Source organism: Brevibacillus brevis (assembly GCF_900637055.1).
Taxonomy (GTDB): Bacteria; Bacillota; Bacilli; order Brevibacillales; family Brevibacillaceae; genus Brevibacillus; species Brevibacillus brevis.
This window is the reverse complement of record NZ_LR134338.1, coordinates 735,414-751,086: the sequence shown is the minus strand read 5'-3', so window position 1 is coordinate 751,086 and position 15,673 is coordinate 735,414. Positions and strand designations below refer to the sequence as shown.

The window sequence follows — 15,673 nt, the reverse complement described above, 5'->3', positions numbered from 1 at the left end:
TTGTCTGTTACTAAGACTTTTTCCGGTTCTTGGCCGCCAATAGTCTGTTTAGCGTTTCGTCAGGCTGGGTTTGCTTCTCCTGTTTCTCTTTTGCCTGCTCGTTCTTGACTGTTGCTGGCTTCACCCGAGTTCCAGCCGTCCCTACCGGATGAATAAGGGGAGCAGATACGACTTTCTGGTCATCTGTCCGCTCTTCGCGTATCCGTCTTGTCGCAGAGCGCTTCTCGCCGAGGCGAGACAATACTGCCTGTTGTTCAGAATCGGCAGATGTGGACCTGCGCAATCTCCATAGACCAGATAGCCTTGCCCACCATTGATCCGGCAACTGCAGGCGGCGAACGGCGATATCAATCGGCAGCAGCAAAGCCGCCAACATCAGCAACCACTCACTGATTGACTGTGTGTCCCATTTATCAGGAAGCGTGCCACCAAAAGCCTCTTCTGGTTTGGTGATCTGATTCCCTCCACCAGTACTTAGCCACTCTTGAAGTTCTTTCTCTCCATCGGCATGTATTCCGTATTCCGGTGAATAGGAAACGGTCAAGCCTGTCGTTTGGCTCGCCATGACACGGCCTTGATTTTTTTGTGAGATCTGAATCATGTAAGTGCCCGGATCAGCCGTCTCGAATTCACCCTCCATGACGCCTGGGGCAACCGGTTTAAGCTTGATGACCTCGCGCTTCATCTCTTGATTGAGAACAACTGCCTCCATCTCTTGAGGCATGCTTCCACCAGCTGGCATCGTCACCCTCACATTGCCTTTTGCGCCGTTCACGCTCGTAGTCGTCTTCCAAGTGCCTTCTGTAATTTGCGGGAAAGTCCATGCCACGATTTCGTTCCACAGACGGCTGTTTCCTCCCCAAGCCACCCAGTCCGGTGACCACTTCCCTTCCAGATCACTCGTCCAGGCGACAGAACGTCCCAGACCGTACTGCCAACGGGTGAGAATCGGATCATCGTCAGCACTCATCAACGATGATTCGGCTGTTTGCTTCGGTGTCGTTGCTATATACGCACGCACCGGAGGTAATGTCTGCTTCAGCGCAGGCCAAGCTCCCACCCCTGTATAGCCTGGTACTTGAGGCTTCTCCACAATAAACGTACGGCTGGCTAAGGCTGTTTCTTTACTGAAGATTTTCGGGATGGATTCGGCATCGTTTGCAAAGTAATATCTGCCTTTTCCTAACTCGGCAATCATCTCCAGCAGCGACCTATCCGAATCATCACCCAATGCCACTGTTGAAACGGTAATATTTTCAGCCGTCATTTGCTGCAGCAGGCCCTCGTAATCATCGTTGAGCGCAGACTGCCCATCGGTGAGCAAGATCACGTGCTTACGCTGCGTGTTCATCGCTTTTACACGTTCGTAGCCCAGCTGTAAGGCAGGGAAAATATCGGTCCCGCCATCCGCTTGGATTCTGCTGATCTGCTGTTGGATTTCGTCCAGCTTCGTGACGGACTGTGGAGCTACGACATCCCATGGCGTATCATCAAAGGCGATCACTCCGATGTGGTCTTGTGCATTCATCATGGTTGTCGCTCGAATCGCAGCTTCCCTGGCCAGTGCCATCTTATCCGCCCCTCTGGCATCTGCGCTCATACTGCCCGACTTGTCGATGACCAGCTGAAGTCCGAGTGAAGGGAGCTGTTCCTTCCCTTTTAAATCCATGTGAACAGGTAATGCCTCTTCGATTGGTGTCTGGAACCAGCCACCCATGCCGAAGCTATCTTTACCGCCTGTCATGATCAAACCAATGCCCAAATCACGTACAGCGGTCCGCATGCGTTCCATATCCGCATCCGTCATGCTGGTAGCGGGCACATCTGCCAGTACAATGGAGGCAAATTGCTTGTAGCCCTCAAGCTCCTTTGGCAGCAGTGCGAGATCGCGCACCTCTACCTTGATATTGCCCGCTTCCAGCGCTTGAACGAGGTTACTTGCGGCACCTGGATGCCCTTCGGCTACGAGTATGACTGGTGCCCCGGCTACCTGCGTATAGGCTGTAGCCTGATTGTTCGCCGCTACGGTATCTTGTCGCGGCTCGATTTCCACGCGATAGCGATGGAAACCCTGCTGCATCGCTTTTTGCGAAAAAACGAAGCGGTTGTTGCCCTTGCCGATCTGTACCGTTTGCTGGCCCGCCTCGCGATTGCCTTCATACAGGCGAAGGGTTGCCTCGGTCGCTATCGTACTCTCCACATCAACGGTGATGCCGTATTCCTCTCCCGCATACAGTCTTTGCGGTACCTGTACAGATGTAAGAACGACCTCATCCCCGTGAGGCTGCTGCAAGGAAACAGCCTCTACAGCGATTCCTCGCTCCCTCGCCAGTCTCGTCTGCCGTGCCGCATCTCCGTTTGTTTCCAGACCATCTGTCAGCAAGACGACTTTACCTCTGGCATTGGTAGGGATCATGGCAGACGCCAATCGGATTCCTTCTGCCAAATTGGTTGCATTCCGGTTGACATCCACGCCCAAGGGCTGTACCTCTTGGCGTGTCGTCAACGGTTGATCGACTGCCGCCTCCGCACCTACTGCAATGACAGCATACTTATCTGCTGCTTGCTTTTGCCCGATCGCCTCCCGTAAAAAGGAGAGAACACGCGGATCGTCCTTCATGGAAGCCGATCGATCTACAACAAACACAATCGTTTTCGCCTGAACAGGTGTCAGCAGCTGTGTCCCTGCCAACGCCAAAACCAGAAGGAGGAACAAGAGCGAGCGAATGGCTGCAATTGTCCACTTTCTGCCGATTGGCATTTGCTTTTGATGTCGCCACCAGCTAATGATGACGTACGCAACGAGAAGCAATAGCAACAGGAATAGCGGCTGTATAAAGTTAATACCCACGCTGATACACCCTCCATTCCACCAATAACACCAAGAGAGCAAAAGCTGCCAACCAATAGGTCAACTCCTTCGTTCCCAGTGCTCCTGTTGTGTCAGTCGCTGTTGCTTCCTCACTCTCCTTTTGTTCTTCTGCATTCTTCCGGGCTACGCTTACAGACTTTGGTGTAATATTCGATTCTTCCTCATTCATTTGGACAGTAAAGTACGTACTTTTGGTCCCTGTATCTACCCCTTCGTCAAGGCGATACAACCCTGTCAGCTCCGGTAGCTGCATCGTTTTGGAAGTGGCGTCCTCCGCAAGAGACTGCTGGTGTCCATTCGGATACGTCAAGGTACGTGTTGTCGCTCCTGGTGAGAGGGGGATGGTCAAGACCTCTCCCGGATGTGCCGTGGGGATTGGGGCTGTTTGACCAGGAGACAGCCAGTTGACGACATTTTGCATGAAAATCGGAAAAGCAGGACGAAGCGGAAAGTCCGATGCATGCAAATCAAATCCGATGATGACCACTCGTCGACCGTCTATGATCCCCGCTCTGACCAGATCGACATCGCCTGCGCGTACCAATGGCTTCATACCAGGCATCTCGTCCAATACGTATCCTTTGGCGACGTGCACATCCCGCCAATCGACGTGCTTGAGCAGCGGGTCATCCGGGGAAACTGGCCTTGGCTGTTGATCCAGTTCTTTTTCTCCAGCAAGCGGCAACCACTCTGTTTTCTTGTTCGGAGCAATCAACAAAATGTTTCCTTTTGGCAGCTGGTCTGGTACAACTCCGTCAAAAACCCACAAGTCACGCGCTGCCGCCGCAGCATCCGGTGCCTGCTGAATCGTTTCTACCTCAAGACTTCCGACTGTCTGCAATACTTGATGGAGGAAGCGGTTCCCCTCTGGCGAATACAACGCTGCTTTTCCTTTCCCGGCAGCGAATGGCACACTCCACATGACATCATCCTGGGAAAGGCCGTCCTGCTCCGGTTCGATGACTGCACGATAAACGCTAGATACCGCCAGCTTCTGAAATGAAAATGTCTGGGAGCTGCCTGCTCCAATCGCAAAAGAATCGGTATCCAGCAGCTTGTCTTGCTCATCAAAAACAGTGACTTTTCCTTTCGCAGGCATACTGCCATGATTGTCCACCCGCAGCAGTCCCTCTACCCCTTTTTCCGTAGGCTGGGTTACAAAAATACCGATTGACGTATTCTCGCGGGTGCTCCCCATCTGCATGAACTGAAAGCTCCCGGAAAAAGCAGGGACTGAGCCTCCATCCAGCTTGCGTTCCCCGCTTCCGTCCCCCATCCAAACCACTCCACTGCCTGGTTCATTCTCTGCAATGGCTCCCGCTAATGACAACGCAGCGATTTGATCGGATGTCCCGGAAAAAGGCACAAGCTTTTCGATGGCGTGCAAGAGCGGCTCTTTGTCTGCACTTTTGGAAACCAAAACATTCGGCTCACGCCCTGCCTCGATGAGGGTCATCGTCTGGCCGCTTCCCAGCTTCTCTACGAGTGCTTTTGCCTGTGACACTGCTCGTTCCAGCCGCGTCTCGTTCCCTTCCTTCGCCATCATGCTCCCTGATGTATCCACGACCAAAATCGTATGGTCGGATGTGATTCCCTCAGTGGGAACGGCCGGTCGTATCAAAGCCAGCACGAGCAAGCAGGCAGCGAGCAGTTGCAGCAGCAACAACAGGCTGCGCCGCAGTCTTTCCCACGGTTTCACCGCTTCCCAGTTTTGCATCGTGCGCTGCCACAGGAGTGTACTTGGTATGACACGATCCTCTACTTTTCGCTTGAGCAGGTAAAGGACGATGATGGCCGGGATAATCAGCGCAAACCACAAGTTGCCCAAACCCATCCACTGCATGTTGTCTCTCTCCTCTCTAGCGAATCAAGCCGGCCTGACGAAAGACATGGAAGACAATCGATTCCAGCGATTGTTCGGCCTCTACAGACACGCAGGCGATCCCTCTTCCATAAGCAAACGCGGACAGTTCTTGTTGATAATCTCGCAAGCTCTTGTGGTATTCTTCCATCAAAAGGCTCGTCAGGGATACTTCTTTTGCTTGCCCAGTCTCTGAATCTATCAACCGCAGCTCTCCTGCATACTCGGGCGCAAGCTCTTCTTTGGAAAGCACCTGGACCAGCGTGACCTCTTGTCTGGCCGCCTGCAAATACGCGATGCCTTCCGTATAGCCTGACTCGAACAAAAAGTCCGACAGCACGATGGAAGTTCCAGCTTTGCCGCTGACAGCCCCGGGCTGGCGCATTGCCGTTTGAATATCCCCTGCTCCCCCTTCTTGCAGGGAAGATAAGAAGCTGAGCAAGCGATGCGCCTGGCTCTTTCCTTGCAGCCCGGTAAGTGCTGCCGTCATTCGGCTGTCAAATGCATAGACCGACACATGATCGAGGTGGCACAGAGACAAATAACCAAGTGCCGCGGCAATCTCCACAGCACGGACCATTTTGTTCGGTTGCCCGTAGCTCATCGAACGACTGCAATCGATATACAAGTTCACATGAAGCTCTGTTTCATCCAAGTACTTTTTCAAAAACAGCTTGCCTGAACGGGCATACGCATTCCAATCGAGCTGCCGCAAATCATCGCCGGGAACATACGCCCGAAAGTCTGCGAACTCCATGGAGCTGCCCAGCTGTCTCGCCCTTCGTTTTCCTGCCTGGCTGCCGCTGACCGCTTTGCGACTAGCCATCTGCATTCGCTCCAGTCTGGCGAGCCATGACGGATCAAGCAGGTGTTGATTCATACCTTCTGCGTCCCCAGTTCGTCCAAAATATCCATAATGACGCGGTCTGGTCGGATGCCGTTCGCCTCTCCTTCAAAATTGAGGAAAATACGGTGGCGCAACGCTGGTAGAGCAACTGCTGTCACGTCCTCGTACGCCAGATTGTATCGCCCAGCCAATAATGCACGTACCTTTGCCAAGGAGACAATTGCCTGCACGCCACGCGGCCCCGCACCGTTTCGCACATATTTGTTCACCGAAGCAATCGCCTGTTCCCCCGGATGCGTCGCTAAAAGCAGCTTCACGGCGTAATCCAGTACCGCATCGGCAACCAGCACTTCACGCGCTGCCTGCTGAATCTCAGCAATTTGCTCGGCTGAAGCCACTTTTTCCACGGTGATCACTTGGCTCGTGGTCGTTTGCCGCACGATCATTTTCAGTTCTTCTTCCGTCGGATACGGGACATCGATCTTCAATAAAAAGCGGTCCATTTGCGCTTCTGGCAACGGAAATGTCCCTTCCTGCTCCAGCGGGTTCTGTGTCGCGAGAACGAAGAACGGCTCTGGCAACAGACGAGTCACTCCCCCAGCTGAAACCGTTCGCTCTTGCATGGCCTCCAACAGGGCGCTTTGCGTCTTTGGCGTCGCCCGGTTGATTTCGTCAGCCAGCACGACATGAGCGAAGATCGGACCATGTTGGAACTGGAAGGACTGCTGTCCCTTCTCGTCGACCAACAGGATGTTCGTTCCAGTAATGTCTGTCGGCATCAGGTCCGGTGTGAACTGAATCCGCTGAAACGACAGCTCGAAGGCTTGGGACAGTGTCCGAACAAGCAGCGTTTTGCCCAAGCCGGGTACGCCTTCCAAGAGCGCATGCCCACCTGCAAACACGGCCCACAGAAGTTGCTCGACCACATCTTTTTGTCCTACCAATACCTTTCCAATTTCCTGCCTGACAAGCTCTACTCGCTGCAAGCAATCCTCTAGCGTTTGCTGCGCCATCGCCGTGTCTCCTTCCTGTTGTTGAATGATCTAAGGCTCTATTTTGCTGAAATAATCCTTCACGATCTGTTGATAATCGCCGGGAATACTGCCTTTTTCCATACTCTCGCGGGCAAATTGCTCATATTGGCCGTACACTTCCTCGTACGGCAGCGTTCCACCCGAGGAAACTTGTGTGTTTCCGCTTTGCTGCGACTGGGAAGGTCCTGACCCGAGTGGACCTCCGACTGTATCAACAGGTCCGTTTTCTCCACCTATGCGCTCTGCCGGGACGGTAACGAGCTCGTGTTTGCCTTTTCCTAACCCGGCCCCGCCGCCTTGACCGCTTCCTTGACCACCAGAGCCATTTCCATTTCCATTGCCGCTTCCATTGCCGTTGCCGTTTCCGTTGCCATTCCCCTGCCCCGAGCCATTGTTTCCGTTCCCAGGCTGGTTTGCCGGGTTCGCCCCTTGATTGGGATTAGCACCTGCTCCCGGTGTTGCCGCAGTTGGCTGATTCCCGGGTGTCCCCGATGCTGGAGTCGCCTGGCCTGTTGCTGCCGTTCCTGCCCCTGCTCCACTCGCTCCAGCATTTCCTGCTTGTGCGCCTGCACTGGCAAGCGTCATTTGCGACTGATTGAGCGAAGCAGCGGCATGTATAGCTGCGAGCATGGCTTGCTGAGATTGCTGGATGCCCGTCATAGCTTGCATCAAGCTGTTCTCGAGCGCAGTCATCGCTTGAGGCACTTGTCCTTGGGCTGTTTGCTGGGCTGCCTCCGCCAGTTGTTTGGCGATATCCTCCAGCTCCTTCGAATCGGCAGACTCTGCCTCTTTTTTCAATTGCTCTGCTGCACTTGCGAGTTCGCGAGCGATCTCTTCCCGCTCTTTTTGCGGCATGCTTTCCATGGCTTTTGCCATTTGTGCCAAGGCCTCGGTCATCGCTTGTCGATCTTTCGCTTCCATCGCGCCAGCCAAAGCTTTTGTCCCTTCTTGATTACCCAAGCTGCGCTGGAGTGCTTGCAGTGCTTTTTCTTTGCGCTGCTCTGCATCTCTGACCTTCTCCAATTGTTTTTCCGCAGCGCGCAATGCATTTTGCCGTTCTGCCGGGTCGTCTGCTTTCGCCATAGCCTTTTTTGCCTGCTCCAGCATTTCCTCCAGCTGCTTTTTCTGCGCGTCGGTTAAGCCTGTATTCTTTTTCACTTCCTGCTTGATTGCCTCTACTTCTTCCTCAACCTGCGCGACTGCTTTCTTTTCCTCTGCCATCTGGGCCAGCCGCAAGTCTTGAGGATTCGGCCAAAGAAACAGCACCAGGCATACCAATAGCAAGCTGCTTGTGACATACACCTTTCTTTGGACCAGCGACCAGATGCGGACGCTCTCTACGATATGCGGCAAATTTTTACGCAGATGCTGCAGGGCGTCTTCCCTCTGCATACCCGCTACCATCGACTGATTCTCTTGATTCTCCCATGCTGTGACGACTCGCTGGGCCAAACCATTACCGTCTGCCACTTGCGCACATTGGAGCCAGGTAGGGCGTATCCAAAGCGCACGCACCAGACCTGTGAGGACAACAAGCACTGGCAGCACAACCGCGATCCATTGGTAAAACGGAATCGGCCAGACGCGGGCAAGGAGGAGGAGCACCAGACTCGCCCCGATTCCCCACAAACCATAGACCGTTAGCTGCTGTATCCATACACGCAAGCCCAGTTGCTTTCGAATGGGTGCAAGCAGTGACTTCAGCTCGTCGTTCGCTTTAGCGGTAAACATGGCTTATTGCTCCTCTTTTACTTTGCGAAATCTCGGTTTCACTGGCTGAATGAGATAGATGGAGAGTAAAAGGCAGAACAGTGTAATGATCCCGAAAAACAGGCAGTAAACCGCGTACGGGTCCACATTCCCAATTCTGATCTGCGGCCCTTCTTCAAAAATGTTCAACATTGCAAACAATGGATTGAAATTATGCAGGAGATCTGGCCAGTCCGGCATGGTCGCGGATGACATGGCGCCCGACCGGCGCTGGTACCGAATGAACTCTTTGATAATTTCCGCCAGTATGCTCGATCCGATCGCATATCCGAACACCACGGCATAAGTGACGACCGTAGCGATACCAGTCCGTTTGATCAGCGTGGACATGAGCACACCAATGCTGCCGATGCCGAACATCGTAATGACGTAAAAGCCAAACACCTTGATCACTTGTGCAGGTGAAATTCCTCCATACAAAAAGACGATGGCATAGAGCGGGATGGTCGCAATGACCAGAAAGGTCATGAAGCTGAGCGATGCCAGCCATTTGCCTAAAATCAATCGTGTGGCGCTGACATTCGTGGTCAACAGCACACTCAACGTCTGACGTTCGCGCTCACCGGAAATCACACCTGCCGTCAATCCCGGCACGACGAAGCAGATCATCCCGAGCTGAAACACAGACAGCATCATGAACAGCTCGCGTGTATCATTCGGGTTGTAGTAGCTGCCGCCGTTTGTCATAAAGAAAATCAGCGTGAGCGTCATTGCACCCAAAACGAGCAAATAGAGCAGGATGATCCACGGTGACCGATTGGTCCGCATCCGCATTTTCCATTCATTGAACAAGACAGGGTTGCGAAATCGTCTCAAGTCGCTCATGAGCCCACCCCTTTCGTAATTTCCAGGAAGATTTCTTCCAAATCACCAACTGCCTCATTAAACGCGGCAACAGGGTAGCCTGACACCGCAAGCTCCCGCAGCAGCTCAACCTGTTCTTCGTCATTTCCTGAAAAGCCTGCAACGACCCAGTTCCCTTCGCGTGTCACCCTAGTAATGACGGGCATCTCACGCAAGCGCGTCATTGCTTCATCAACCCGATCCAACAGGCGAATACGCAATACCCGCTGTTCTTGCATTTTCGAGTAAATCTCATCGACTCGTCCAAAGGCAACCAGATTGCCTTCCTCCACAATCCCGATGACGTCGCACATCTCCGCTAGCTCAGGCAATATGTGCGAGCTAATGATAATCGTCTTGCCCATGTCCCGCAGTTCCTTCAAAATCTCCCGCAGCTCGATGCGAGCACGAGGGTCCAAACCAGAAGCTGGTTCGTCCAGAATGAGCACTTCCGGATTGTGAACCAGCGAGCGGGCCAGTCCAAGGCGCTGCTTCATCCCTCGCGACAACGAGTCGACGTAGGCATCCCGCTTGTGCGTGAGATTCACCAGCTCTAATAACTGCGGAATGATTTGTTTTCGCTCTGCTCCCGGAATATCGTAGTTCGCCGCGTAAAAATCAAGGTACTCTTCTGCTGTCAAATTGTCGTAGACACCAAAAAAGTCTGGCATGTAGCCAATCAGCTTGCGCACTTCCTTTGGATGCTTGGTCACTTCGTAGCCGCCTACGTATGCTTTCCCACTGGTCGGCTCCAATAAAGTCGCCAAAATGGACATCGTCGTCGATTTTCCTGCCCCGTTCGGACCGACGAAACCAAAAACGGTACCCTTGTCAATTTCGAGCGAAAGTCCTTTTAGCGCTTCCATTTTGCCGTAGCGCTTGCGCAAATTTTGGATCTGGATCACTTCTTGCTCACCTTCCCTTCCACACTGACACTTGGAACCCCAATGTGGCGTTCATCCTCAAACTGGTGGGCAAATTTGATGCGGACAATGCCGTCGCCCGAAACATAAGTAGTGGTCTTGTCGCTTGTCATCACGTTGTTCATGAATGCTTTTTCAAATGGTTCGAAAGCTTTTGTCTTCCAGTTGTAAACCTCTTTTTGAAATGTCGTATTGTCCTCTGACCAGGTATACAGGTACAAATTGCTGATGGCAAGATCCTGTCCTTCCTGATTCAGATTGATGTCAAAGGTAATATCCCCGGCAGGAAGTCTAAAGCCATCGCCGAAATCATCTACCGGAACTGAGCTGCCCGACATCGTCACATCAAACGACCCCGTTGGATAATAAATGTGTCCGTCCTTGGATGGATTCACTTGCAGCGTCGAAGTGACCATCGCAATGCTGCTGTTCTCCGTATTTTCGTTTTCTACGACAGCCTCTACAACTTGCTCTTCGGTCCAGCCCACGAGTTTTACCACTTCAGACTGACCACCACGTCTGTCCATCATGTCCAGCATTTCCACAATGAGTTGCTCACGGGTTTCTCTTTCATAGCCATTCGATTGCATGTGCTGCGGCAGAGCATGCCCCATATTCATCCGATGTTGGTTCCGTCTTGCTTGTTGTTGAGGAGCAAACGGCAAGTTCACTTCGATACTGCTGCCAGCCGCCAACTGTGAAAACTCTTGTACCTGCATACCCGTAGAGATCGTCACGTCTCTTAGCGAGTACTTCGTATGGTTCGTCACGGTTCCTTTCAGTGCACCGTTCTCATACGACAGGTTCGATTCTATTTTTCCTACGTCCGATAAGGATTGCTCCGTCGCAACCTTACGCATCGACCAGAATTCTACATCTCGGAAATCAATATGGGTCTGATCTGGCTGTATGGAAATCCACGTTTTCGGAATTTGATCGAGATAATCTCTTTCAGTGACAGGTTGGGTCATACCCTCCCCCTTTATAGTCAAACGATAGTCGTCATTACTCGGTACGAATAATGCGGTTACGCTCAATGCATTTGCCTGTCCGTTGTTTTGCAGCTCAATATAGCCCACCTGGTGCAGCTTTACACCCACCCCCCGCTGGATGGCACCGATCGAGAAGATTCCGATTCCCGCCAACACCGAAAGGGCAGGGACGATTACCCACATGTAGCTTTGCTTGCGGCCTCTCCGCAAAATATAGAAAAGAACTGGCCCTGCAACCAGGGCATAAATTCCGAAAAATACGGCGAACCAGCCAACCTCTGGAATTTTCAAGGATGGGACTCGATCAGCAGCATCCTGAAGCGGCCATACGTTGTCAATCATGCTTCTATTTGAAGCGTTGATGGAAGAACCAAAAGCCTTTACTAGTGTATCCGCCCAAAAGCGGCTGTTTCCTGCCCAGCTGGCTACTGGTTCCGCCGCCAAATCATAGGCGACGTACAATACTTTTCCGGCTCCCACGTTATGGACAGCCATCAGCGGAATATTTCCTTCGCTGTACAGAACTTTCCCTGCCTTCACAGTCCCATTGCTTACCGTAAAGGGGGATGTCAGTGCAATTGGATTGGTCTTATCCGCTTTTAAACTGGAAAGTGTCTGTACGCTCGTCACTCCAGTCACTTCTACTGGCGACAAGTCAGCCAAAACGCCTCCAGCTTTCTTGTACTGCGCTCCTCCGGCTAAAATCAGTATCCCGCCAGAATTCGTCCAATCCCGAACCGCTTTAATCTGTTGTTCATTCAATGCATCCAAAGCAAAATTATTGATAACGAGCATATTGAGCATCTGTAGCTGAGTACCTGTCACTGGCATATTGTCTGCCTTCATCGTCAAGAGCTGGACCGGGTTATGAATAGAGCCTTTCGGCAGTACACCCAGGAAGTTAGCTGTGTCAGGATTTTCTGCCAGCACCCCGATCATCAGCGTATCTTCGCTGTATGAAACGCCGGTTACCGGAGTTTGTGCGATCATCTTGTTATTTTGCATCAAGGCCACAAAAGAATTGCCATGCAGCTCTGATCCAGGAACGATAATCGTTACCTGCTTGGTCACTCCGCTTGCAATCGAAACCGGCTGATAATTGGCAACTTCGAAGCGACTGTCTCCCCGTTCTCCCGTGGCGACAAAAAGCTCGCCTTCGATATCTGCCCCTCCATTTCTCACCGTGACCACAACGGGTACCATCCCCGTGTCCCTGTACTTTCCTTCAATTCCGACTGTTACTCCTAGCTGAATGTTTCCCTCTGCCAAGGCTGTCCCCGTCAATCCTAAAGGAACACCTGCTACCAACAGGAGGAACGCACAGAAAGCCAGGAGCCACCGCTTGCACTGCGCCGTTTTCATTCGTTCAAAACCTCCACGGTCCATTCTTTTTTTCTGCCTATCTTTTCTTCTCATACAGTTATTGACGTTATTTCCAGACAAATAGCTACATTTTTTTCAAAATGAAATCAATTGGTCACCAATTGCGAGAGTGAAAAATAGAAAAAACGTCAGCGTTATGCTCTGACGTTTTTCGCAATCCTTCTATGACATGCCATACCCTACATCCTGAAGTCTCGCCGGATCAAACATATCGGCTATCGCCTGATGCACATGAGGCGGGTGCTCCGCCAATCGATGACACAAGTACAAGTACCACTCTGTCCCATATGTGAGGTACAAGCGCAACTGAACTCCTTTTTCTCGCAAAGCATGAGCCAGTTCTGGGCGAACCCCGTATAACAGCTCGACCTCTACATTCGGCCGATGCAAATAGTCCTGACGGGCTAGCTCGTCCACAATCGCTTGGTCATGGGTAGCGAGTGAGCATTCGCGTCCAGATTGCACACATATGTCAGCCAGCTCCAGGTACCGTTCGTTCAACTCCACTGAACGCGCCAATGCGATTTCCTGAGGTTCCTTAAATGCACCTTTGACCAAGCGAATTTTCCCCGGGAGTTCGAGTACCCGTTTCACATCATCCAGCGAGCGGTGCAAATGCGCTTGAATCGTAATGCCCACATTTTCATGTCGATGTACCAAGCGCTCATACATGCTTATGATCGCCTCTGTTTTCGTCGATTCCTCCATGCTGATCATCAAATACTGGCCGCTATGTCTCGCCCGTTCCGCCAGCTCTTCTACGTGAGCAAAAGCCAGTTCTTGATCCAGCAACAAGCCGAGATGGGACAGATCAAAGGAGATTCCGACTGGTGTATGTAGTTGGAAGCAATCCGCAATGAGCGCCAAAAATTCCTGCTGCGCTTCATGTACAACCTGCAAGTCCAGCATATTTTCACCAATGTGCTCAACGGATAGACGATAGCCCATTTTTTTCAAGCGTTGGGCTACTATCATTGCATCCGCACGCGTTTCGCCTGTCACATAACGTTTCGCAGCAGTCAAAAGCAACGGATATAACAAGGGCGATGTTCTGACTGCTTCCTTGATTCGTTCATCACGGGCGATTGTACGCAAAATCTCGGCGGTTCTTCTCTCTTCTGGCGTCATCCTTCTCTCTCCTTTGGCAGTGGCATACCTCTTCTCTTCCTTCACCCTACCATGGTACGCTTGTGGAGATTAGGTCCAGTTTCCAACTTTTTCGAGAGGACCAGTTACATAAGGAGGCTCACACGCCTTGCTTTGGATGACCATTGACCGAGAGAAACCCATTCCGTTAATCAGACAAATCTATTCTGAATTGCGCACGAAAATTTTGAGCGGAGAACTGACAGCCGGATTCAAGCTTCCTTCAACCCGCAAAGTAGCCAGTGAACTGCACCTCTCTCGCAACGTGGTGTTAGAGGCGTACGAGCAGCTACTAGCCGAGGGCTACATTGAGAGCAGACGTGGCTCTGGGTATTTCATTGCTTCTGGCATTTATTTGGAACAGCACGCCCGGGTGACAGAGGCTGGGTTCCCGAAAGTAGATCAGTACTTCAACGAAGCCGAGAGCACGCTGATCGATTTTCGCTCCGGTGTTCCTGCTCTGGAGCACTTTCCTCGCAGCCTCTGGGGCAAAACCGTCCAGCGTGTCTGTCTGGAAGCGCCGCTGTCAGCCTTTGGCTATAATCGCCCCGAGGGACGCACGGAGCTGCGCACGATTTTGTGCCGCTATTTGTATCGAACGCGCGGCGTGCAATGCGAACCCGAGCAAATCATTATGACATCCGGCGCTACTCAGGCGCTCACCCTAATTGCCAACGTGCTTCTGCGTCCTGATAGTCAAGTAGTCATCGAGGACCCGATCACGCACGATATCCAGCGTATTTTCACGAGGACAGGCGCTTGCTTACTGCCTGTTCCGACAGATGCCTACGGGATGGATATGGAACAGCTGCCGTCATTAACTGCCCATCGCCCCCGCTTCGTATTTGTCACACCCTCTCATCAGTTCCCGCTCGGCGGCACCATGCCCATCCAACGCAGACTTCAACTCATTCGTTATGCACGGGAAGCGGACTGCTACATTGTCGAGGATGATTACGACAGCGAATTTCGCTACGAGACTGCTCCCATCAGCTCCATCCAGGGACTCGCCTCGGAGCGTGTCATCTACATCGGTTCCTTTAGCAAAATCCTTTCTCCCGGACTACGCCAGGGATACCTCGTCCTGCCAAAAGCATTGGTAGCTTCCTATCAGCAAGCAAAATGGCTCTCCGATTTGCACGCCCCTTCCATTGATCAGCTTGCACTAGGGGTTTTTATCGAGGAGGGGCATCTAGAGAAATACGTGAATCGCGTAAAAAAGCTGTACAAAAAACGCCGACAATGCTTGATTGATGCTCTTCAACTTGCTTTTGGTAATGGTGTGCGCATTTGGGGGGAGGCTGCTGGTCTGCACATCGTCGCTGCTTTTCCAACGGTTCGCTTCACACCTGACGTCCTGACTGCACTGGAGCAAGCCGGAGTGCGTGTCTACCCGGTTGAGGAACACACCATTGTCAAAGACAAGCATACGGATAAAATCATTCTCGGATACGGCAATACCAATGAGGAACAGATCAAAAAAGGGGTCGAGCGGATCAAGGCTGTTTTAACGAATATTGCGCTGGCGAGAACAAAACGAGCATAGTCAAATTTTAAAGCGAGAATGCCTGCATCTGTTGATTCACCATGTTTCCACCGTTTCACAAAAAAAGAGCCAAATCTCGAATGCTCCACAAGATTTGGCTCAAGACTATTACACTTCCGTTTTTATCTTCTGAAAAAATAGAGGATGATTAACGCCAGCGACCACAGCATCTAGGATGGCAATGCCGACAGAAATCTGGACATCTGCGTCGACGATCTCGATCCCAATCTCGTCCTCGATCCCAGTCTCGACCACGACCCCAATCATCTCTTTGCCATGGATAATAGGAAGACTGCCCAGACCGACTGGAATACGATGATGGCCAATGTCCGCTTGGATAATTCACGCAACCGCCTTCTTTCCTCTTATTTTTTGTTGACTATATGTGTATATGCACGGTGACGTTCATCCGCATAGACTAATGACCTCCATACCGAATAAAAGGGTATCTACCTA

11 protein-coding genes are annotated in these 15,673 nt (G+C 51.9%); 1 reads left to right on the top strand and 10 read right to left on the bottom strand.

Annotation, left to right across the window (positions count from 1 at the left end; all coding sequences use genetic code 11):
* Window positions 1-10 precede the first annotated feature (10 nt).
* The 9 genes from EL268_RS03945 to EL268_RS03905 all read right to left on the bottom strand — a co-directional run bounded on the left by EL268_RS03945 (window position 11) and on the right by EL268_RS03905 (window position 13,653).
* Window positions 11-2,851: a VWA domain-containing protein gene (locus tag EL268_RS03945; protein ID WP_106656144.1), complete on the bottom strand. Its 2,841-nt coding sequence runs from the start codon at window positions 2,849-2,851 to the stop codon at window positions 11-13.
* Window positions 2,841-4,715, bottom strand: coding sequence for a vWA domain-containing protein (locus tag EL268_RS03940; protein WP_106656143.1), 1,875 nt, complete (start codon window positions 4,713-4,715; stop codon window positions 2,841-2,843). Before EL268_RS03940 ends, EL268_RS03945 begins: the two co-directional genes overlap by 11 nt.
* A 16-nt stretch (window positions 4,716-4,731) precedes the next feature.
* Window positions 4,732-5,613, bottom strand: a complete 882-nt coding sequence (locus EL268_RS03935; protein ID WP_106656142.1) for a DUF58 domain-containing protein — start codon at window positions 5,611-5,613, stop codon at window positions 4,732-4,734.
* The gene (locus EL268_RS03930) at window positions 5,610-6,593 is read right to left on the bottom strand and encodes an AAA family ATPase (protein ID WP_106656141.1); all 984 of its coding nucleotides are present in this window, start codon (window positions 6,591-6,593) and stop codon (window positions 5,610-5,612) included. Before EL268_RS03930 ends, EL268_RS03935 begins: the two co-directional genes overlap by 4 nt.
* A gap of 30 nt (window positions 6,594-6,623) precedes the next feature.
* The gene (locus tag EL268_RS03925) at window positions 6,624-8,345 is read right to left on the bottom strand and encodes a coiled-coil domain-containing protein (protein ID WP_106656140.1); all 1,722 of its coding nucleotides are present in this window, start codon (window positions 8,343-8,345) and stop codon (window positions 6,624-6,626) included.
* Between the two features lie 3 nt (window positions 8,346-8,348).
* Window positions 8,349-9,209, bottom strand: coding sequence for an ABC transporter permease (locus EL268_RS03920; RefSeq protein WP_106656139.1), 861 nt, complete (start codon window positions 9,207-9,209; stop codon window positions 8,349-8,351).
* Complete coding sequence (locus EL268_RS03915; protein ID WP_106656138.1) at window positions 9,206-10,132, bottom strand: ABC transporter ATP-binding protein; 927 nt, start codon at window positions 10,130-10,132, stop codon at window positions 9,206-9,208. The genes EL268_RS03920 and EL268_RS03915 overlap by 4 nt, the downstream gene beginning before the upstream one ends.
* Entirely contained in the window at window positions 10,129-12,504 is a 2,376-nt protein-coding gene (locus tag EL268_RS03910; RefSeq protein WP_232030248.1) for a DUF7408 domain-containing protein, read from the bottom strand. The genes EL268_RS03915 and EL268_RS03910 overlap by 4 nt, the downstream gene beginning before the upstream one ends.
* Before the next feature lie 183 nt (window positions 12,505-12,687).
* Window positions 12,688-13,653: a proline dehydrogenase family protein gene (locus EL268_RS03905; protein WP_106656136.1), complete on the bottom strand. Its 966-nt coding sequence runs from the start codon at window positions 13,651-13,653 to the stop codon at window positions 12,688-12,690.
* A gap of 127 nt (window positions 13,654-13,780) precedes the next feature.
* Here EL268_RS03905 and pdxR point away from each other — a divergent pair, with 127 nt between their 5' ends.
* Complete coding sequence (gene pdxR, locus EL268_RS03900) at window positions 13,781-15,217, top strand: MocR-like pyridoxine biosynthesis transcription factor PdxR (protein ID WP_106656135.1); 1,437 nt, start codon at window positions 13,781-13,783, stop codon at window positions 15,215-15,217.
* A gap of 108 nt (window positions 15,218-15,325) precedes the next feature.
* Here the strand turns inward: pdxR and EL268_RS32640 are convergent, their stop codons facing one another.
* Window positions 15,326-15,472: a hypothetical protein gene (locus EL268_RS32640; protein ID WP_164724429.1), complete on the bottom strand. Its 147-nt coding sequence runs from the start codon at window positions 15,470-15,472 to the stop codon at window positions 15,326-15,328.
* Between the last annotated feature and the right edge of the window lie 201 nt (window positions 15,473-15,673).

Excerpts from the sequence above, each read along its gene's own strand:
- EL268_RS03925 (WP_106656140.1), bottom strand. The coding sequence starts at position 8,345 with ATGTTTACCGCTAAAGCGAACGACGAGCTGAAGTCACTGCTTGCACCC.
- EL268_RS03920 (WP_106656139.1), bottom strand. The coding sequence starts at position 9,209 with ATGAGCGACTTGAGACGATTTCGCAACCCTGTCTTGTTCAATGAATGG.
- EL268_RS03910 (WP_232030248.1), bottom strand. The coding sequence starts at position 12,504 with ATGAAAACGGCGCAGTGCAAGCGGTGGCTCCTGGCTTTCTGTGCGTTC.
- EL268_RS03935 (WP_106656142.1), bottom strand. The coding sequence starts at position 5,613 with ATGAATCAACACCTGCTTGATCCGTCATGGCTCGCCAGACTGGAGCGA.
- EL268_RS03930 (WP_106656141.1), bottom strand. The coding sequence starts at position 6,593 with ATGGCGCAGCAAACGCTAGAGGATTGCTTGCAGCGAGTAGAGCTTGTC.
- EL268_RS03940 (WP_106656143.1), bottom strand. The coding sequence starts at position 4,715 with ATGCAGTGGATGGGTTTGGGCAACTTGTGGTTTGCGCTGATTATCCCG.
- EL268_RS03905 (WP_106656136.1), bottom strand. The coding sequence starts at position 13,653 with ATGACGCCAGAAGAGAGAAGAACCGCCGAGATTTTGCGTACAATCGCC.